The organism is Streptococcus equinus (assembly GCF_900104225.1).
Lineage (GTDB): Bacteria > Bacillota > Bacilli > Lactobacillales > Streptococcaceae > Streptococcus > Streptococcus equinus_D.
In genome coordinates this window covers 348822-367715 of the sequence record NZ_FNJK01000001.1, presented here as the reverse complement: position 1 = coordinate 367715, position 18894 = coordinate 348822, and the positions used below count along the sequence as shown (strand labels likewise).

Annotated in this window: 21 protein-coding genes and 1 other annotated feature; of the genes, 2 read left to right on the top strand and 19 right to left on the bottom strand. The window is 37.3% G+C overall.

Annotation, left to right across the window (positions count from 1 at the left end):
• Nucleotides 1-61 precede the first annotated feature (61 nt).
• From BLP98_RS01750 to BLP98_RS01685, 14 genes are all read right to left on the bottom strand, one after another.
• On the bottom strand, nt 62-1150 hold the full coding sequence (locus tag BLP98_RS01750) for a carbamoyl phosphate synthase small subunit (RefSeq protein WP_074481617.1): 1089 nt from the start codon (nt 1148-1150) through the stop codon (nt 62-64).
• A gap of 72 nt (nt 1151-1222) precedes the next feature.
• Nucleotides 1223-2149, bottom strand: coding sequence for an aspartate carbamoyltransferase catalytic subunit (locus BLP98_RS01745; RefSeq protein ID WP_074481616.1), 927 nt, complete (start codon nt 2147-2149; stop codon nt 1223-1225).
• A gap of 4 nt (nt 2150-2153) precedes the next feature.
• Complete coding sequence (locus BLP98_RS01740) at nt 2154-3386, bottom strand: solute carrier family 23 protein (RefSeq protein ID WP_074481801.1); 1233 nt, start codon at nt 3384-3386, stop codon at nt 2154-2156.
• Between the two features lie 61 nt (nt 3387-3447).
• On the bottom strand, nt 3448-3969 hold the full coding sequence (gene pyrR, locus BLP98_RS01735) for a bifunctional pyr operon transcriptional regulator/uracil phosphoribosyltransferase PyrR (protein ID WP_039696718.1): 522 nt from the start codon (nt 3967-3969) through the stop codon (nt 3448-3450).
• A gap of 287 nt (nt 3970-4256) precedes the next feature.
• Nucleotides 4257-5153 (bottom strand): RluA family pseudouridine synthase, encoded by an 897-nt coding sequence (locus tag BLP98_RS01730; protein ID WP_074481615.1) that lies wholly within the window; start codon nt 5151-5153, stop codon nt 4257-4259.
• Entirely contained in the window at nt 5137-5610 is a 474-nt protein-coding gene (gene lspA, locus BLP98_RS01725; protein WP_074481614.1) for a signal peptidase II, read from the bottom strand. Before lspA ends, BLP98_RS01730 begins: the two co-directional genes overlap by 17 nt.
• On the bottom strand, nt 5607-6524 hold the full coding sequence (locus tag BLP98_RS01720) for a LysR family transcriptional regulator (protein WP_074481613.1): 918 nt from the start codon (nt 6522-6524) through the stop codon (nt 5607-5609). The genes lspA and BLP98_RS01720 overlap by 4 nt, the downstream gene beginning before the upstream one ends.
• A 148-nt stretch (nt 6525-6672) precedes the next feature.
• Nucleotides 6673-6966, bottom strand: a complete 294-nt coding sequence (rpmA, locus tag BLP98_RS01715) for a 50S ribosomal protein L27 (RefSeq protein WP_004232221.1) — start codon at nt 6964-6966, stop codon at nt 6673-6675.
• A 21-nt stretch (nt 6967-6987) separates the two neighbouring features.
• The gene (locus tag BLP98_RS01710) at nt 6988-7323 is read right to left on the bottom strand and encodes a ribosomal-processing cysteine protease Prp (RefSeq protein ID WP_074481612.1); all 336 of its coding nucleotides are present in this window, start codon (nt 7321-7323) and stop codon (nt 6988-6990) included.
• A 12-nt stretch (nt 7324-7335) separates the two neighbouring features.
• A complete protein-coding gene (rplU, locus tag BLP98_RS01705; protein WP_004232223.1) occupies nt 7336-7650 on the bottom strand; it encodes a 50S ribosomal protein L21 in 315 nt (104 codons plus the stop codon).
• A gap of 35 nt (nt 7651-7685) precedes the next feature.
• Nucleotides 7686-7761: a sequence feature (ribosomal protein L21 leader region), on the bottom strand.
• An 84-nt stretch (nt 7762-7845) separates the two neighbouring features.
• A complete protein-coding gene (locus BLP98_RS01700) occupies nt 7846-8391 on the bottom strand; it encodes a GNAT family N-acetyltransferase (RefSeq protein WP_074481611.1) in 546 nt (181 codons plus the stop codon).
• A complete protein-coding gene (locus BLP98_RS01695) occupies nt 8382-9587 on the bottom strand; it encodes a CapA family protein (protein ID WP_074481610.1) in 1206 nt (401 codons plus the stop codon). Before BLP98_RS01695 ends, BLP98_RS01700 begins: the two co-directional genes overlap by 10 nt.
• A 125-nt stretch (nt 9588-9712) precedes the next feature.
• Nucleotides 9713-10927, bottom strand: coding sequence for a tRNA uracil 4-sulfurtransferase ThiI (gene thiI, locus BLP98_RS01690; protein WP_074481609.1), 1215 nt, complete (start codon nt 10925-10927; stop codon nt 9713-9715).
• Between the two features lie 41 nt (nt 10928-10968).
• On the bottom strand, nt 10969-12114 hold the full coding sequence (locus BLP98_RS01685; RefSeq protein ID WP_074481608.1) for a cysteine desulfurase family protein: 1146 nt from the start codon (nt 12112-12114) through the stop codon (nt 10969-10971).
• 196 nt (nt 12115-12310) lie between these two features.
• Here BLP98_RS01685 and BLP98_RS01680 point away from each other — a divergent pair, with 196 nt between their 5' ends.
• Both BLP98_RS01680 and BLP98_RS01675 read left to right on the top strand, forming a co-directional pair.
• Nucleotides 12311-12763 (top strand): DUF6556 family protein, encoded by a 453-nt coding sequence (locus BLP98_RS01680; RefSeq protein WP_074481607.1) that lies wholly within the window; start codon nt 12311-12313, stop codon nt 12761-12763.
• 69 nt (nt 12764-12832) lie between these two features.
• Nucleotides 12833-14077, top strand: a complete 1245-nt coding sequence (locus BLP98_RS01675) for a bifunctional folylpolyglutamate synthase/dihydrofolate synthase (RefSeq protein ID WP_074481800.1) — start codon at nt 12833-12835, stop codon at nt 14075-14077.
• Nucleotides 14078-14107: 30 nt separating this feature from the next.
• Here BLP98_RS01675 and BLP98_RS01670 read toward each other — a convergent pair whose 3' ends face one another.
• From BLP98_RS01670 to aroB, 5 genes are all read right to left on the bottom strand, one after another.
• Nucleotides 14108-15025, bottom strand: a complete 918-nt coding sequence (locus BLP98_RS01670; RefSeq protein ID WP_074481606.1) for an L-lactate dehydrogenase — start codon at nt 15023-15025, stop codon at nt 14108-14110.
• Nucleotides 15026-15117: 92 nt separating this feature from the next.
• Complete coding sequence (locus tag BLP98_RS01665) at nt 15118-15456, bottom strand: YlbF/YmcA family competence regulator (RefSeq protein ID WP_020916975.1); 339 nt, start codon at nt 15454-15456, stop codon at nt 15118-15120.
• 11 nt (nt 15457-15467) lie between these two features.
• On the bottom strand, nt 15468-16574 hold the full coding sequence (locus BLP98_RS01660) for a prephenate dehydrogenase (protein ID WP_074481605.1): 1107 nt from the start codon (nt 16572-16574) through the stop codon (nt 15468-15470).
• An 81-nt stretch (nt 16575-16655) separates the two neighbouring features.
• Complete coding sequence (gene aroC / locus BLP98_RS01655) at nt 16656-17822, bottom strand: chorismate synthase (RefSeq protein ID WP_074481604.1); 1167 nt, start codon at nt 17820-17822, stop codon at nt 16656-16658.
• A 1-nt stretch (nt 17823) separates the two neighbouring features.
• Nucleotides 17824-18891, bottom strand: coding sequence for a 3-dehydroquinate synthase (gene aroB, locus BLP98_RS01650; protein WP_074481603.1), 1068 nt, complete (start codon nt 18889-18891; stop codon nt 17824-17826).
• Between the last annotated feature and the right edge of the window lie 3 nt (nt 18892-18894).

The window sequence follows — 18894 nt, the reverse complement described above, 5'->3', positions numbered from 1 at the left end:
AATGACCTTGCTGTCAGTCATTTTGCAATTTACCGACAAGATTTTGATGTCGAATGACTTTTTAACGATTAGCTTTTTCAGCTTGGAAAGCATCAATCAATTCGATGAAGTCATCGAAAAGATAGCTTGCATCATGTGGTCCAGGCGCAGCGTCTGGGTGGAATTGAACTGAGAAAGCTGGGAAATCACGGTGACGAACACCTTCAACAGATTTATCATTAATTTCTTCATGAGTTACCATAAGGCAATCAGGAAGTGTGTCGCGATCAACTGCATAACCATGGTTTTGACTTGTAAAATCAATACGTCCAGTTGCAATTTCTCGAACAGCATGGTTAAATCCACGGTGACCAAATTTCATCTTATATGTCTTAGCTCCATTAGCTAAACTGAACAATTGGTGTCCCATACAAATACCAAAGATTGGAATTTTGCCTTGAACACCACGAATCATGTCAAGCGCACCAGGAACATCTTCTGGGTTACCAGGACCATTTGATAACATTACACCATCTGGGTTAAGATGAAGAATTTCTTCAGCTGAAATATTGTATGGAACGACTGTTACATTACATTTACGTTTTGAAAATTCACGTAGAATGGAATGTTTAAGTCCAAAGTCCACCAAAACAATATTTTTACCAACACCTGGTGCTGGGTAAGCAGTTTTAGTTGATACTTGTTCGATGTTATTGGTTGGCAACACTGTAGCTCGCAATTGATCTTGTAAATGCTCAATCGTATCACCAGCATTTGCAAGAGTCGCTTTCATAGTACCATGCTTACGAATGATTTTTGTAAGGGCACGAGTATCAATTCCTGATATTCCTGGAATATTTTTAGCCTTCAAGAACTCATCCAAAGTCATTTGATTACGCCAGTTATTTGCTCGACGAGCATTTTCAGAAACTACGACACCTTTACAAGTTGGTGTAATTGATTCGTAGTCATCTCGATTAATACCATAATTACCAACTAGTGGGTAAGTAAACGTCAAGATTTGACCATTGTAAGATTGGTCAGTGATTGATTCTTGGTAACCAGTCATACCTGTGTTAAACACAATCTCACCAGTCACATCGAGGTCAGCTCCAAATGCCTTCCCTTCAAAAATTGTTCCATCTTCTAAAATTAAAAGTCTTTTTGCCATTTTTATTCCTCTCGTTTGCTCTCACGGGAGCACTTTAACGTTTATTAGCAGACACTTCAAAATAATAAGTTATCAAGCCTTACCATTAAGTACGGCTTCTAGAATTGCCATTCGTACAAAAACACCGTTTTGCATTTGTGTAGCAATTCTTGATTTTGGTGCTTCTACCAAGCGATCAGCTATCTCAACATCACGATTAACTGGTGCCGGGTGCATGATGATGGCAGAAGGTTTCAATTTATCATATCGGTCATATGTTAGGCCGAATGTTTTGTGATAAGTTTCTTTTGAAAAACCACGTTCACTATCATGACGTTCGTGTTGGACTCGTAACATCATCATGACATCAACTTGATCAACAATCTCATCGATAGCCACGTATTTTCCATACACATCAAATTCACTTGAATACCATTGTTCTGGACCTGCAAAATACAACTCTGCTCCTAAACGTTTTAGGATTTGCATGTTAGATTTTGCAACACGTGAATGCGTAATGTCACCAACAATAGCTACTTTTAGATTTTCAAAACTACCAAACTCTTCATAAATCGTCATCAAGTCTAACAAACATTGACTTGGGTGTTGACCTGAACCGTCTCCACCGTTAACGATTGCCGTCTGAATTGTTCGGCTATCAATTAATTCTTTGTAGTAATCTTCCATTGAGTGGCGAATCACACAAATATCAATTCCAAGAGAACTCATTGTCAAAATCGTGTCATACAAAGTTTCCCCTTTGTTGACTGAACTTGTTTTAGCATCAAATTCGATAACATCTAAACCAAGTTTTCTTTCTGCAACTTCAAATGATTTGTGTGTACGCGTTGATGGTTCAAAGAAAAGATTAGCTGCAAAATACTGTCTGTCCAAACTAAAGTCGGCTTCATTGTTCTTAAACGCGATTCCGCGTTTAATCAAGCCTAGCACTTCTTCATTTGATAAAGTTTCCATTGTTACCAAATGCTTTAGTGAAACAACGCCATCTGTAATTGCCATTTTTTTAGTCCTTTTCTGGAAGAATTTGATACAAGATAATACCTAGAAGTGTTGAGAAAGCAACACCTGTGATTTGTAAACCAGCAACTTGCAATGTCAAACCACCGATACCAGACACTAAGATAACACTTGCAATCAAAAGATTTTTCTTATTATCAAAATCAATTTTATTTTCAACTAAAATTTTAAGACCACTTGATGCGATAACACCAAAGAGTGCAATTGAAATACCACCAATTACTGGTGTTGGAATTGATGAAAGAAGAGCTGAGATTTTTCCGATAAAGCTCATCACTACAGCAATCACAGCTGCTCCAGCAATAACATATACTGAGTAGATTTTGTTAAGGGCCATCACACCAATATTTTCACCATATGATGTTACCGGTGGAGCACCGAAGAAACCAGCGATAATTTGTGCCAAACCATCACCTGTAAGCGTACGGTCAAGACCTGGATCTTTAAAGAAATCACGTCCTGTCAAACTGTTAAGAACCATTACGTGACCAAAGTGTTCAGTCATTGTTACAAAAGCGATTGGAGCCATTGTCAAAATAGCACTTGGATAAAGTTTGAAGTGATAATCCACAAAAAGAATATCAAAACTTGGAACTTGGAACCAAGCTGATTTTGCAACACCTGACAAATCAACAATGCTTTGACCTGTCACAGCACCAACTACCAAGGCAAAAATGTAACCAACAATTAAACCAAGTAAAATTGGAATAACACCGATGATTTTTTTACCGTACATGTTAAAGAGAATAACCGCAAGAAGAGTTACCATCCCAACTAATAGGTAAGTAAAATTGTAAGCACCATCTTTTAGCATAACATCGTTAACAGCTGTTGTCGCAAGACTAAGACCAATAACGATGATGATTGGTCCAACCACAATAGGTGGAAGAACTTTGTCAATCCATGCATTTCCGGCAAATTTTACAATCAAGGCAACGATTAAGTAAACCAAACCACCTGCGATAGCCCCCTGTGCTACCGCTGCAATTCCATCTGTTTTCATTAACATTTGCATTGTCGCAATGTAAGCAAAACTTGAACCCATGTAAGCTGGAATTTTATATTTGGTTACTGTCAAATGTGCTAGAGTACCTAAACCACTTGAAAATAAGGCAATTGCAGGATCAATTCCAACTAAGATTGGAACCAAAACTGTTGAACCGAACATTGCAAACAAATGTTGGAATGATAGTCCAAACAGCATCCCTGGTTTTGGCATATCATGCACATCGTATCTTACGTTTTCCACTTTTTATCATCCTCCTCAATTCTAATACTGCTTAGCTTGGATCAACAATGCTAACGCGATCTTTACCATCTACTTCGATCACTTCAACAATGATTTCCTCGATAGCACTTGTTGGGATGTTTTTACCAACATAATCAGCACGAATTGGGAGTTCACGATGTCCACGGTCAACTAATACAGCAAGACTTACACGCGCTGGTCGTCCAAGGCTAACCAAATTATCGATAGCTGCACGAATTGTACGTCCTGTATAAAGAACGTCATCAACCAAAATGACATCTTTGCCAGTAATATCTACAGGCATATCTGTTGTATCTTCTTCAACTTTCATATCATCACGGAAAGGTTTTGTATCAAGTTCCCCAAGAGGAATATCAATGCCTTCCAATTGTTTCAAGCGATCTTGAATACGGCGAGCAATGAAGACACCACGTGTCTTAATTCCTGCTAGGACAATATTGTCAAGATTTTTATTTCGTTCAATAATCTCATAAGTGATACGTGTAATCGCACGTTTCATTGTTACGTCATCAACAATTTCTTTTGTTTTCATAAACAAACCTCTCTTAATATACAAAAAATCTCCTCGTTACCAAGGAGATTCCACAAAATATAGGTACAACTATACCAGTTGCACGCTTCTTTTACCGTTCTCTCCTTGCCTGCCTCACGGGACAGTATTAAAGGATAATATTTACTCTTATATAATACCAAATCGTTCATCATTTGACAAGGAAATTATGATTTTCATCAAAAAATATCTGACACATTTTTTGTAAAAACAAATTAAAAAAGCAGAACTCCCCAAAAGGTTTGTTACTGCTTCTTTCATCTTCTCTTTTAAACTCTTCCGCTTCTCAATTTTTCAAGCGTTTCTTTAAAAATTTCTGGAACTTCAGCTGTAAAGGTCATTGTTTCACCAGTTTTAGGGTGTGTAAAGCCAAGGGTTTGAGCATGCAAGAATTGGCCATTACCTTTCAACGTTTTACGTGGCCCATATAAAGGATCCCCAGCGACAGGATGGCCAATGTAAGCCATGTGTACACGGATTTGGTGAGTACGTCCTGTTTCCAAAGTCAATTCAACCAAAGTATAACTTCCAAAACGTTCTAATACTTTGAAATGAGTTACTGCAGGTTTTCCTTTAGCCGTAACAGCTTGTTTTTTACGATCTTTCTCAGAACGTCCAATCGGCGCTTCAATGACACCACGATCATTCGGGATGTTACCATGAACAATTGCTACATATTTACGAAGTGATTTTTTATCCTTCAATTCAGCAGCAAGTGCATTGTGAGCAGTATCATTTTTAGCAATCATCAAAAGCCCTGATGTATCTTTATCGATTCGGTGAACAATTCCTGGTCGAATCACACCATTGATAGATGACAAATCTTTGATATGATACATCAAAGCATTGACCAAAGTACCTGACGTGTGACCGACAGATGGATGAACAACCATGCCTTGAGGTTTGTAAACCACTGCGACATCTTCATCTTCATAAACAATATCAAGTGGAATATTTTCTGCTTTATATTCAAGTACCTCTTCTTCTGGTACTTCATAAGTCACAACATCGCCAACTTTGACAGCATATTTTGCTTTAACAGCTTTGCCATTTACCAAAACCGTTCCTTTTTTAATTTCATCATTAGCTTGGCTACGTGACAAGTCTGTTAAATCTGCTAACGCCTTATCCAAACGAGCGCCAGCTTCTTTAATGATTAATTCCATTTTCCTCCTCTTTCCATAGGGCGATAAATAAAATCACGACCCCAACTGTTAAATACGAATCCGCCACATTAAAAATAGCAAAATTCATAAAATCCAAATGAACCATATCAACAACGTAACCAAGTCGCAAACGGTCAATAAAATTACCGATTCCACCTGAAATAATCAGCAAAAGTCCAAATAAGAACCAAAAATTGCCATTGATATTTTTAATAAAATAATAGCAAGCGGCTCCGACAACAGCAAGTGTAATCACCGTAAAAAACCACTGCTGATTCTGCAAAATAGAGAAAGCTGCACCATAATTACGTAAATAAGTTAAGCTAAAAATACCTGGCACACATTTGCGAATGGTATTTAAAGGAATATGATTGACAATCCATTGCTTGCTTAATTGATCCAACAAAATCAACACCACTGCAGCTAATGGGAAATAAAGTTTTCTATAGTTTTTCATTTGGTCACCTTTGGACTGAATTTTTCAAAATAATCTTTCATGACAGCGATGAATTTCAAAGCACAGGCTGATAAATTTTTATCACGACGTTTGATATAAACCATTTTATTATCTAGCTTATCTTCAAGCGGAATAACGGTAATACCATTGAAACTACGGCTATCTAAGAAACCAGAACCAGTTGCGTAAGCATCTGTCCGCTCTAAAATACCATTTAAGGTTGCACGGTCAGTCACATTGAAAACATGCGGACTATCACTGGTATCAACAAAATTCTCAGAATAATAAAGGTACTCGTCTTTTTCTTGGGTGAAACGTACCGTTGGTAGCTCCTTCAAATCCTCCATTACAAGACTTTCTTTTTGTGCCAAAGGATGAGTTTTAGCCAGATAAATATGAGTTTTAAAAGGAATCAACTCGACAAATTCCAAGCCAAGTTTTTCCATACGCTGTAAAAGTCCCTTACGATTTTGATTATTTAAATAAATAATTCCAATTTCGCTATCACCCTGAGCAACCTCATCAAAAATTTGAATCGTTGTTGATTCAAAAATACGAAAATCTTTATGTTCTGGATGTGCTTTTGAAAAAGCAGTTATCAACGGTGGCAAAAAATCATAGTGTTGACTAGCAATTGAAAACTCATCAGAATCTGAAGCTGATTGAGAAAATTGCTTCTCAAACGAATCAAAGCTCTTAACAACTTCCAAAGCTTTTTCATAAAATGTCATCCCATGACTAGTTAAAACAGCACCTGTTGTTGTACGTGTGAAAATTTGAAAACCTAATTCACCTTCAAGGTCTTTAATAGCTACTGACAAACTTGGTTGACTGACAAAAAGCTTTGAAGCTGCTTCACGAAAGGTCCCACTGTTTGCAATAGCTACAACATATCGTAGTTGTTGTATATTCATTGTCAATCATTCTTTCTAAAAAATCAATCACCTTTATTATAGCAAATTATAACTAATGGCGCTATATCAAGTAAAGCAAGACAATTACCATAAATCTCACTTTTGCGACAAATCAAAAAAAGCCTGCAAAAGCAGACTTTCTGTTAAATTATTTTGCGATTGGATAAACTGATACTTGACGTTTATCGCGACCTTTACGTTCGAAACGAACAACACCTTCAACTTTAGCGAAAAGTGTATCGTCACCACCGCGACCTACGTTCACACCTGGGTAGATGTGAGTACCGCGTTGACGGTAAAGGATTGATCCACCTGAAACAGTTTGACCGTCAGCTGCTTTAGCACCAAGACGTTTTGCTTCAGAATCACGACCATTTGATGTAGAACCTCCACCTTTTTTGTGGGCGAAAAGTTGCAAGTTAGCAAGATTCATTTTTAACATATGTAGTGTCCTCTTTTCAAATTAGTTTGCAATGACCTTAACTGACACAAACTCTTTCGAATTTTCAGCCAAGTTTGTCATTCCTAAAAGAAAGCTTTCAAATAAAAGTTGAACTTTCTCATCTGTCTTTTTAGTCATATGAGAGATATCAATCTTCATATAACCACCATCAATCTCATTGATAGCTAAATCAACGTCACAATCTGTCAAAACTTCTAACGAATTAACTAGGTTAATCGAAAGAGTTGAAACAGCTGCACATACGATATCAAAGCCATATTCACCACTGCCGGCATGACCAGTCAGTTCAACACTTTCTAAGTTGCCTTGATGACGAATAAAAGTTGCTTGAATCATGAGAATGCTAAATTAAGCGTTGATAGCGTTGATAACAACTTTAGTGTAAGGTTGACGGTGACCTTGTTTACGGTGTGAACCTTTTTTAGGTTTGTATTTGAAAGTAACAACTTTCTTTTGTTTTCCTTGTTTTTCAACAGTACCAACAACAGAAGCTCCTTCAACAACTGGTGTACCAACAACAGTTTTTTCACCACCAACAAGAACAACTTCGTTAAATGTTACTTCTGAACCAGCTTCAACATCAAGTTTTTCAACATAGATAGCTTGACCTACTTCAACTTTAACTTGTTTTCCACCAGTTTTGATGATTGCATATGTGCTCATCGTGCACCTCCTATAAAATTTTGTTGCGGATTTTTCCGCTTGTGAAGACTCGCCTAAATCGTGAACCTCTAGAGTTGCTTAATAACGATTTTCGTGCGGTTGCACAGGATGTGCATTTAGTCAACGTTCATATTTTAACATGTTAAGATGATTAAAGCAAGAAATATGCTGGCTTTTTTTACTTATATTGCGTTTTCATTGACCTTTTTGATGAAAAGAAACTGGAACTAGGCCAAGAACAGCCTTTTTAGTTAAGGTTTCAACCGACTGAATATCAATATTAGCATCAGTTGCCATCATTTGATAGACTTCTTTTCCTTCATGATAATAATAATCAGTGATTGAAAAGCCATTTCTTTCGTAAAATTTGACACGTTTAAGACGTTGCTCATAATTCTCAGCTTTCTCATCTAAAGGTTCCATAGCTAGAATTATTGGTCTTTTATTGGCTAGATGCTTGATATCTTGTAAAATAGCAGAGCCATAACCGCGAGAACGGATTTGCGTGTTAACAGCTAGAAAGAAGAGGTAAACAACCTCTTCATTTTGTAAAATATAAGCCAACCCCACAAATGTATCACCATCGTAATAAGCATAGAAATCAGCTAATCCTCGATAGCTATTTAAAACTAAAGGAAAATAAGGTGCTCGTTCCACAGCCGGAAAGGCAGCTATGTATAATTGCTTAACATCACGATAACTTTTTGAAAATAATGTTACTTTTTGTTTTCTCAATTCCATTTTAAATTTACTAGTTCGTTCATTTCTTGGTAGGCAGTATCAACTTTTTCTTGCATATTAGCATCAAGTTTGTCACGATACTTACCACCCTTGATAAAATCTTCTAAAATAAGCGTGCGATAATCTGAAAGCACAAAGCCTTCTGATCCTGTCACGCCCTTGCTCCAAACCCAAACCATTGTTGGGTGAGCTTTGACAGTTTTGATTTTGGTTTTTTGATTTTTCTTTTCAAATGTCACATCCATCAACAGACCACGTTCTGTCCAAATGTCATCTACTGTTTCTAACCGTTGATTCGAAATAAAGTTCCCCATTGAGTAGATAATGAATTTCTTTTCACCGCCTTTTTCAATAGTCTCAGAAGGCTCAACAACATGTGGGTGTCCACCAAAAATAACATCTGCTCCCCAATCGATCATCTTATGGTAAAGCGTAACTTGTTCTTGAGTGGGTTCACGTTGATACTCCACACCCATTTGTGGCATGACAATCGTTACATCTGCTTTCTTTTCAGCTTCCTGAATTTCTGCTTTCATCTTATCTTCATCCAAATCAGACATATGTTTTTCATAATCTTCAGATGACAGATTTGCTTCTAAACCATTATAAGCATAAGAATAACCTAAAATAGCGATTTTGATACCATTAACATTTTTAATTAAAATATCTTCTTTATCACGGTCTTTCTTATAAACACCGATACTTGGCATGCCCAACTTATCAAATGTTTTTACCGTATTAATGGCACCAGAAAGACCTGAATCTAGGATATGATTGTGAGCCAAATCAACCACATCATATCCTGTATCTTTCATAGCGTCCGCAATTTCACTGGGTGCATTAAACAACGGATAGCCAGCTAAAGGATAATCTGGGCTGATTGTTCCCTCATAATCGCCAATAGCTAAATCAGCACTTGAAATCCAGTCTTTGGCATATTCAAAGAAAGGTTTGAAATCATAAGTCCCATCAGCCTGTTCAGCACTACCGTAAAGGCCATTATGAATAAGAATATCGCCATTAGCCATGACACGCGCCGTTTTCACCCTACTTGGATGAGCTTTTGACTGGTGAGTCTTATCACTTGGGGAATGCTTTTCAAAAGCTAAACCATAAAAAGCTGCTCCCAATAAGCTAAGCAAAATAAATGCCAAGCAAGCAAAAGTTGTCTTTTTATAAATTATCCTATCTAACATCCTTAATCACACCTCCATGTGGTTATTATACCATTTTATGATTAGGCTTTCAGGATTTCACTGGTAGTAAAAAAGGCTAGGACAAAAATCCTCAACCTCTTTTATTTATGTAATTATTTATGTAATTATAATAAATCTTCAATCAAATCGTCGACTTCATCATGTTCTGCTTGTGGTGTAATGGTTGTCACTTTAATTCCGGCAACCGCACGTTCAACAAGACCTTCAACATCCATACGTTTTTCATATTGTTCAACATTTTTGATTTTTGGATTTGTTTTTGGACGATCTGGTGCAAAAATCGTACAGCAATCTTCAAATGGTTGGATAGAAATATCAAAGGTATCGATTTTTTGTGCGATATCAATGATTTCTAATTTATCCATTGTTACAACTGGACGGATAATTGGTGTAGCTGTTACAGCATTGATAGCACGCATGCTTTCAAGCGTTTGACTAGCAACTTGCCCAAGGCTTTCACCATTAATGATGACCAAACCATTACGTTCTTCACGAATACGGTCAGTAATACGCATCATAAAACGACGAGTCAAAGTCATCAAGTAAGCTTCAGGAGCTTTTTCTTTGATTTCTTCTTGGATTTCAGTAAATGGCACTTCGATGAAATCAATGTTACCACCAAATTTTGTCAATTTGCGTGTCAAATCTTGCGCTTTTTTAAGAGCACCTGGACTTGTGTATGGAGGGCTGGCAAAGTGAACTGCTTCAATATCAACCCCACGTTTAAGGGCAAGGTAACCAGCAACTGGTGAATCAATACCACCAGACAGCATCAACATTCCACGGCCAGCTGTTCCAACAGGAAGACCACCAGCACCTTTAATATTTTCATATGAAAGATAAGCTGCTTCTTCACGAATCTCAACTTTTAGGTTGACATCTGGACCTTTCATTTGAGCTTGAATATCCGGTAAAACTTCAAATACTGCTGAACCAAGGAATTGGTTCAATTCGCGACTGTCCATTTCAAAATTGTGGTCACTACGTTTACTTGTGATTTTAAAAGTTAATCCTTCATGATAAACGTCTTTCATGACATCTTGAACAGCTTTTTTGATAGTTTCAAGATTCTTTTCAACTTTGTAAGAAGGTGAGAATGCTTGAATACCAAAGATTTGTTTTAATGATTCAGCAACTGGGACATAATCTGTTCCATTCAAGAAAATGTGAGCACGGTCGCGATCAGCCACAACACGCACATCAGGATAAATAGAAAGAACGTGTTTCATATTACGTTTCAATTTGTTGATGAAACGCATGCGGTTCTTTCCTTTAGTTGATAATTCGCCGTAGCGAACCATAATTTCTGAGTATTGCATAATTTATTAAAGAGAAGTCTCTCTTTATCCTTTCTTATTGATTATCTTACTTTTTTTGTCTTTTCGTAAACTTGTTTGAAAATTGTTAAGAATTGTTCCACTTGTCCCATATCATTGTCGTCATCAAGACTGATGCGAACAGCTGATTGAGCCAATTTTGTCGGAAGTCCCATAGCAATCAAAGTGCCTGCTGGTTTTCCAGCTTTTGATGAACAAGCTGAAGTTGTTGAAATATAAATTTCATGCTCTTCAAAGGCATGAACCACAACTTCTCCACGAACACCTTTAATGCCAAATGTTAAAATGTTTGGTGCAAATGTATCATCCTTACCAGAGAAAATAAGGATATCTTCATGTTTAGCAAGTTCATCGAAGATGATTTCTTTCATTTTCGCGATTTTTGGAAGTGCATAAGCTTCTTTATCAGTCACCAAACGAAGAGCTTTAGCTGTCGCTGCAATCCCTGCCACATTTTCAGTAGTTGAACGAAGATCACCTTCTTGACCACCACCAGCTAGTAAGGGATTAAGTTTTTTACCTTCTTTTTTATAAATGAAACCGACACCACGCACACTGTGGAATTTGTGTCCAGAAAAACTTGCAAAATCAACACGATCTGTTAGATAATCAGCAGCTGGAATTTTCCCAATTGCTTGGACAGCATCCACGTGGAATGAAATTCCTGGTTTATCAGATAGTAATTCTGAGATAGCTTTGATTGGTTGGATAGAACCAATTTCGTTATTAACAGCCATAATTGATACAAGAGTTGTATCTGGACGTAAAAGCTCTGCTAATTTATCAACATCAACAAACCCTTTTTCATTAACAGGTGCATAAGAAACTTCAAATCCGTGTTCTGCTAACCATTTTGCAGATTCTTTTACAGCTGGGTGTTCGATATCTGATACGATAATGTGTTTTCCATAGCGCTCTTTTTCAAAAGCAACACCTTTAAGAACCCAGTTGTCACCTTCTGTACCGCCAGAAGTGAAAATAATCTCTGTGCTTTTTACCCCAAGTAAATCAGCAATTTGTTTACGACTTGCTTCTAAGATACGACTAGCTTTTGTTCCTAGATTGTGCAAGCTTGAGGGATTTCCATAAATTTTACTTGCCACTTCCTGATAAGTTCGTAATACTTCAGGATAAGGAATTGTTGTGGCAGAGTTATCAAAGTAAATCATTTTTTCTTCCTTCACCAAAAAATCAATACTACCATTATAGCACAGTCTCTTATAAGTGTGAAAGCTTTAATCCTAAGTTTTTTAAGGCTATTTTTAAGAAAATGCTTTAAAATATTTTCTGAAAGAGCCTCATCTCATACTGGACTTTTAAAATGAAAAAACTATAATAGAATCATACGCGAAAAAGGAGTTAAAAATGTCTCAACATTATTCAAGACGTCAAAAAAAATCACAAAAAGATAAGGAACAAGCCCCATCAAAGCACATTAAAAAAGGCTTTTCAGCCTTTCAAAAAACAATTGCACTTATTGGTTCTATCCTTAGTATTATCGTAGCCAGCATTACAATCACTAATGCTGTGAAAGGTTCTTCAAATCAGAAACCAACTGATAAATCAACAACAACCGTTGTTATTAAAGAAGGCAACAAAGGAAACAATAGTAAAACCGATACATCAGCATCAACTACTTACTCAAGTTCAGCTTCAGCTAATACAACTTATAACGATGACGCTGACACAAGCTACAGCTCAAGTTCAGATACAACAACTTATAGTTCAAGTGCTGATACAACTCAAGACAACACTCAAACAAGTTCTCAAGCAACATCTGATACTACAGCAGGAAGTGCTACTGAAACAAATCAATAATATCAAAGAGGAATGGGCTCAAAAGAATTCCTTACCAGCCCACCTCTTTTTTACTAGGTAAATCAAATGATGTCTTATACTGAAACACTAAATTGGATTCACTCTCACAAAGCTAACGGACGCAGACCAAGTTTAGAGCGTATGCGATATCTCCTAAACTTGCTTGACAATCCCCAAGACAAGTTTCCTGCTATCCACATCGTTGGAACAAACGGAAAAGGCTCAACAACAAGTTTTCTACAACACATTTTAACTGAATCTGGTTATAAAACAGGAACATTCACTTCTCCTTTTATCACGCGCTTTAACGAGCGAATTGCTATCGATAGCAAGGAAATTTCTGACCAGGATTTGGTAAAAACTGCGCAGGCTATTAAGCCTATTGTCGAAAACTATGATTTTCAAAATAAAGTCGGTAAAGTGACAGAATTTGAACTTGTTACTGTGCTCATGTTCTACTATTTTGCCAAAATCAATCCAGTCGACATAGCTGTCATAGAAGCAGGCATCGGCGGAACTTACGACTCAACTAATGTCTTCACAGCTAAAGCCGTCATTTGTCCCTCAATCAGCATTGACCACCAAGATACCCTTGGAGATACTTTGACAGAAATTGCTAGTCACAAAGCTGGCGTTCTAAAAACTCATGTTCCTTTTATCTTTGGTAAAATGGCACCAGATGTTCAACAAGTTTTTTATCAAAAAGCCAAAAACTTGAATTGTCCGACCTTTGAGATTAATAAAGATTTTTCAATCAGTGAAAACGGAAGAACTTTTACATTCACATACAAAAATACAACTATCTCAGACATCACTTTATCGATGCTTGGGCACCATCAAAGGGCTAATGCTTCATTGGCGGCCATGGCGGCTAATATCCTGAAGCCTGACTTCACTAAGATTACTGAAACAAGTATCAAAAAAGGATTACAAAAAACAGTCTGGGCTGGACGTTGTGAACTCATTCAAGATAATCTCATGTTGGATGGCGCTCATAATGAGGATTCCATTGCTAAATTAGTCGATGTTTTAAAAAGTGATTTTTCAAATAAAACCATCCATATCCTTTTTGCTGGACTAGGGCGTAAACCCCTCAATCAAATGCTTGAGGAGTTATCAGCCTATGACTTAGCTGTTACAAGCTTTGACTTCTATCAGGCACAAGCTCTATCAGATTACCCTGAGCAATATACCAAAATTGCCAATTACAAAGATTGGCTCAAACAAGCTAAACAAAAAACCGATGACCTCTTTGTTGTCACGGGTTCTCTTTATTTCATTTCAGAAGTTCGAAATTATTTGCTTAATCAATAATCCCACCTGATTTTCAGATGGGATTTTTCTTTATTTTAGACTTTCAGCAAATTTACGTTTGATAAAGTTAGCTGAGTTTTCTAGCTTAGCTTCTTCTTCTGCAGGTAATGTCAATTTAATTTGTTCAATAATACCTTCTCGTCCAACAATAGCTGGATAGCTAAGGTAAGTATCTAATGGTTCATAGTAATTTGAAACAGGAAGTTCTTCATGACTATCTGAAACAACGGCAAGTGCTAAACGAATCGCTGCGCTTGCAATACCATAACTAGTGTATTTCTTACCATAAAAGACAGTATGACCACCAATCATAGCCTCATGAGCAATTTCGTCAAGTGTTTCATCGTCAGTAAATTTTGAAATAGGTTGACCTTTAACCCGAACTTGACTCCAAGCTGTAAATTGTGAATTACCATGTTCACCCAAATTGTAACCATAAACACTACGAGCATCAACACCAAATCGTTCTGAAACAGCACGTTTCATACGAGCTGTATCAAGTAGGGTACCAGTTCCAATAACACGTTCTTTTGGAAGCCCTGAATAATGTTGATAAAGGCTTGTAATCACATCAACTGGATTTGAAATAGCAATAATAATGCCTTTAAAACCAACTTCTTTCAATTTTTTAGCAACACCAGGCACTTCTTTTGCAGTAAATGGCAACTCAGCAAAACGGTCTGCATTAGGATTATCTTGGAGTTTAATATTCCCTAAAGCAGAAATCACCACATCAGCATCTGCTAAAGCTTGATAATCATTAATTACAATATTAGCATGTTGATTCAAATTTGCTGCTGCATCACGAAAATCGACGGCATCCGCTGTCACTTTCTTTTCATCTATATCAATTAGTACATAATCATCAAATGCTCCCTGAGCAATCAGCCCATGAGCAACTGTTGAGCCGACATGACCCATTCCAATAATTCCGACCTTACGTGACATAAAACAACCTCCTTATAAAGTTATCAATCATTATAGACCTTTCATCCTAAAAATACGAAAAGAACCTAACAAGAAATGTTAGGTTACAATAGTTATTTCAAAAGATCTTGTAGTGGTCCAAAAATGATTTTTTCAAGATCTGCTACATACACTGATAATGATTGTTGCGCACCAAGATAGGCTTTCAAAACTGGATTTGCTTCAATTTTAGCCCCTAGTTCTTGCATTTTAGTTTGTTCATCACCTGTAGGCATTTGGCCAGATTGCAATTTTGCATAAAGCCCTTGTTGGAATTCAGTAAATTCTTTAAACAAGGCTTTGGCTTCTTCATCAGCATCAATGGCAGCACGACATTCTTGTGCTTTTTTGTATTCTGGAAGAACACGAATTTCGCGTTCCAATTCGTTTGCTAAATCATAAATATTTGCCATAGTATCTCTCCTTAATTAATATGAACTTTATAATTAGTATTTTCACTAATAACCTTTTTAGCATGCTCTAAATCTTTAGCATTCTTAAACGAAATCTGTAAGATACCATTGATATCTTCACGATTTTCCTCGTTAACGTGAATGTTAACCAAAGACGTTCCACGAAGTAATTCCAAGATTCTTAAGATAACATCTTCTTCGTCAGGAACATCCACAAAAAGATCAAAGGCGCTTTCTACACCACCACGTTTATGAATTTGCATTTCCTTACGTGTCTCTTTAGCATGGTTGAAGTAATTCCAAATGGCATCACCGTCGCTTTTAGAAATAAATTCTTTAACCGCATCAAGTCTCTCTTTAAAATCATCAATGCGGCCTATAACTGCTTCTTTATTTGTCAAAAGAATGCTGGTCCACATGCCTGGCTCACTTTCGGCAATACGTGTCATATCTCGAAAAGCACCAGCTGCAAAATGATTAGCCATTTCGTGTTCAGTCGCATAATCACCCGCTTGTTCCATCAAGCTTGCAGCAAGAATGTGAGGAAAATGCGAGATTTGACTGGTCACACGATCATGCTCAGCTGCATCGATTTCCACATAACGTGCGTGCAAGCCAGACAAAATTCCTTTAAGTTCATCGATTGTTCCATCAAGCGTTAAAGAAGATGGTGTAAAAATATAATAAGCATTCTCAAAAAGATTAACATCGGCAGCAATAGCACCTGATTTGTGTGAACCTGCCATTGGATGTGAGCCAACAAAACGAACCTTTTTACCAGCTAAGTACTTTTCACCTGCTTCAACGATTTCACCTTTGGTTGAACCAGCATCAGTAATGATGACATTATCTTTCAAATCCATCTCAGAAAGAATCTTAATAAATTCAATCGTCTGTTTAATAGGAACCGCCAAAATAATCACATCAGCTAGTGGAGCAAATTCTTTAAAATCTGCTGTCGCTTCATCTACAATACCACGTTCAAGAGCAACATTACGCGATTTGTCAGAACGGTTGTATCCTAGGATTTTATAATCAGGATGGTCTCGTTTAATCCCTAAAGCCAGGGACCCACCAATCAAACCTAAACCTGCTACATAAATCACTTTATTTTTCATAGTTTCTCCATTTCCGGATTACAATTCCTTATAGAAAGAAGCTGAGCACCCTAGTCTCAGCTTCAGTCAACTGTTTATGCATTAAAAATGTTTGACATAATCACGATGACGAGCGACAGCTTCTTTTAATTCTTCGAGATTGTCAGAAGAGAATTTTTCAAGAATCTCATCAGCCACAACTGTTGCTACAACAGCTTCCATAACAACACCAGCTGCAGGAAGAGCCGTTGGATCTGAACGTTCAACAGTTGCTTTATAAGGTTCATGTGTTTCAATATCAACTGACATCAAAGGTTTATAAAGCGTTGGAATAGGTTTCATGACACCGCGAACAACGATTGGTTGTCCATTTGTCATTCCACCTTCAAAACCGCCAAGATTATTAGTGCGACGAGTGTAACCTTCTTCTTCGTTCCAAAGGATTTCATCCATTACTTGGCTTCCTTTAAGGTAACCATCTTTGAAACCTAAACCAAACTCTACACCTTTAAAGGCATTGATAGAAACAACCGCACCAGCAATCTTAGCATCAAGTTTTTTATCCCATTGAACGTAAGAACCAAGTCCAACAGGAACGCCACCGACAACTGTTTCAACCACACCACCAATGGTATCCCCATCTTTCTTGATTTGGTCGATATAATCTTTGATTTCTTGCTCACGTTCTTGGTTAACAATTGAAACTTCAGATTGACTTGCTAATTCTTTAATTTGTGAAACCGTAAGGCCTTCTGGAACATCGATTTCTTTGCCACCAAATACCACCACATGGTTAGCAATTTCGATATCAAGTTCAGCCAAAATACGTTTAGCAACTGCACCAACTGCTACACGCATTGTTGTTTCGCGTGCAGACGAACGCTCTAAAGAATTACGCAAATCCTCAAATCGATATTTCATACCACCAACAAGGTCCGCATGACCTGGTCGTGGATGAGTAATTTTACGTTTTGTTTTTAAGGCATCATCAATATCTTCAACAGCCATAATATCTAACCATTTTTGATGGTCTTTATTAATAACGTTGAGGGTAATTGGAGCACCAGTTGTCTTACCGTGACGTACACCAGATGTGATTTCAACTTTATCTGACTCAATTTTCATACGTCCGCCGCGGCCATAGCCGCCTTGGCGACGTTTTAAATCAACATTAATGTCGTCAGCAGTTAAAGGAAGTCCTGCAGGAACTCCTTCAATAATTGCAGTTAAACGCGGTCCGTGAGATTCACCAGCTGTCAAATATCTCATATTACTTCTCCAAATACTCTTTCATCTCTTCAAGGGGGATCTGATTAATCGCTGCACTACCAAGCTCTGGTACGATGACGGTCTTAATCATTTTACCGCGAGCTTTCTTATCATGTACTAAAGCACCATAAAGTACTTCAACATCCCATGGTTGGTAGTCTGTTGGCAAACCAAATTTTTGGCACATATCATAAATATCTTTAGTGATGCCTTTAGGCATTAAACCTTTCGCTTCGGCAACACGAGAAATTTGTACCATACCAATCGCTACAGCTTCACCATGCATCACTTTACCATAACCTGCTGTTGCTTCCACAGCATGTCCAATGGTGTGACCAAAATTAAGATAAAGTCGAACGCCATTATCAAGTTCATCTTCAACAACGACTTTACGTTTTACATTACATGAACGGTAGATAATGCTCTCAGCATGATTTAAAATGCTTTCTGGTGAACCATCCATAGCAGATAGTTCATCCCACAATTCAACATCATCGATCAAACCATATTTGATCACTTCTCCCATCCCTTCAATGAGCTCACGTTTTCCAAGAGTTTGAAGAGTTTCAGGATCAATTAAAACACCATCCGGTTGCGTAAAAGTACCAACCATATTTTTGGCAAATGGCGTATTGACACCAGTTTTACCACCAATTGATGAGTCGACTTGAGCAGTCAAACTTGTCGGAATTTGTAAGAAATGAATGCCACGCATATAAGTAGACGCAACAAAACCAGCTAAATCTCCAACGACACCACCACCAAGGGCAACAATACCATCGCTACGTGTCATGCCGTTTTTAACCAAGAATTCATACGCTTTATTAACTGTCTGAAGATTTTTTGAAGCTTCACCTTCTAGAAAATCAAAAACAATCACTTCAAAGCCAGCATTTTCAATACTAAGCTTAACTTTTTCAGCATACAAACTTCCAACATGGTTATCTGTAATAAGGGCGATTTTTTGAGGTTGCCATAATGACTTTACCCAATCACCGGCTTTAGCTAAGACACCTTTTTCAATCACAATATCATAAGGTGTTTGAGGGAGATTAACATTCAATTTCATTAG

Bases quoted from the DNA above. Each gene is read 5' to 3' on its own strand.
- pyrR (WP_039696718.1), bottom strand. From the start codon at position 3,969: ATGAAAACAAAAGAAATTGTTGATGACGTAACAATGAAACGTGCGATT.
- BLP98_RS01750 (WP_074481617.1), bottom strand. From the start codon at position 1,150: ATGGCAAAAAGACTTTTAATTTTAGAAGATGGAACAATTTTTGAAGGG.
- BLP98_RS01710 (WP_074481612.1), bottom strand. From the start codon at position 7,323: ATGATTCAAGCAACTTTTATTCGTCATCAAGGCAACTTAGAAAGTGTT.
- BLP98_RS01745 (WP_074481616.1), bottom strand. From the start codon at position 2,149: ATGGCAATTACAGATGGCGTTGTTTCACTAAAGCATTTGGTAACAATG.
- BLP98_RS01665 (WP_020916975.1), bottom strand. From the start codon at position 15,456: ATGGCAAATATTTATGATTTAGCAAACGAATTGGAACGCGAAATTCGT.
- aroB (WP_074481603.1), bottom strand. From the start codon at position 18,891: ATGAAATTGAATGTTAATCTCCCTCAAACACCTTATGATATTGTGATT.
- BLP98_RS01730 (WP_074481615.1), bottom strand. From the start codon at position 5,153: ATGGAATTAATCATTAAAGAAGCTGGCGCTCGTTTGGATAAGGCGTTA.
- BLP98_RS01700 (WP_074481611.1), bottom strand. From the start codon at position 8,391: ATGGAATTGAGAAAACAAAAAGTAACATTATTTTCAAAAAGTTATCGT.
- BLP98_RS01675 (WP_074481800.1), top strand. From the start codon at position 12,833: ATGTCTTATACTGAAACACTAAATTGGATTCACTCTCACAAAGCTAAC.
- BLP98_RS01695 (WP_074481610.1), bottom strand. From the start codon at position 9,587: ATGTTAGATAGGATAATTTATAAAAAGACAACTTTTGCTTGCTTGGCA.
- lspA (WP_074481614.1), bottom strand. From the start codon at position 5,610: ATGAAAAACTATAGAAAACTTTATTTCCCATTAGCTGCAGTGGTGTTG.
- BLP98_RS01720 (WP_074481613.1), bottom strand. From the start codon at position 6,524: ATGAATATACAACAACTACGATATGTTGTAGCTATTGCAAACAGTGGG.
- rpmA (WP_004232221.1), bottom strand. From the start codon at position 6,966: ATGTTAAAAATGAATCTTGCTAACTTGCAACTTTTCGCCCACAAAAAA.
- BLP98_RS01740 (WP_074481801.1), bottom strand. From the start codon at position 3,386: ATGCCAAAACCAGGGATGCTGTTTGGACTATCATTCCAACATTTGTTT.
- thiI (WP_074481609.1), bottom strand. From the start codon at position 10,927: ATGCAATACTCAGAAATTATGGTTCGCTACGGCGAATTATCAACTAAA.
- BLP98_RS01685 (WP_074481608.1), bottom strand. From the start codon at position 12,114: ATGATTTACTTTGATAACTCTGCCACAACAATTCCTTATCCTGAAGTA.
- BLP98_RS01660 (WP_074481605.1), bottom strand. From the start codon at position 16,574: ATGAAAAATAAAGTGATTTATGTAGCAGGTTTAGGTTTGATTGGTGGG.
- aroC (WP_074481604.1), bottom strand. From the start codon at position 17,822: ATGAGATATTTGACAGCTGGTGAATCTCACGGACCGCGTTTAACTGCA.
- BLP98_RS01680 (WP_074481607.1), top strand. From the start codon at position 12,311: ATGTCTCAACATTATTCAAGACGTCAAAAAAAATCACAAAAAGATAAG.
- rplU (WP_004232223.1), bottom strand. From the start codon at position 7,650: ATGAGCACATATGCAATCATCAAAACTGGTGGAAAACAAGTTAAAGTT.
- BLP98_RS01670 (WP_074481606.1), bottom strand. From the start codon at position 15,025: ATGTCACGTAAGGTCGGAATTATTGGAATGGGTCATGTCGGCTCAACA.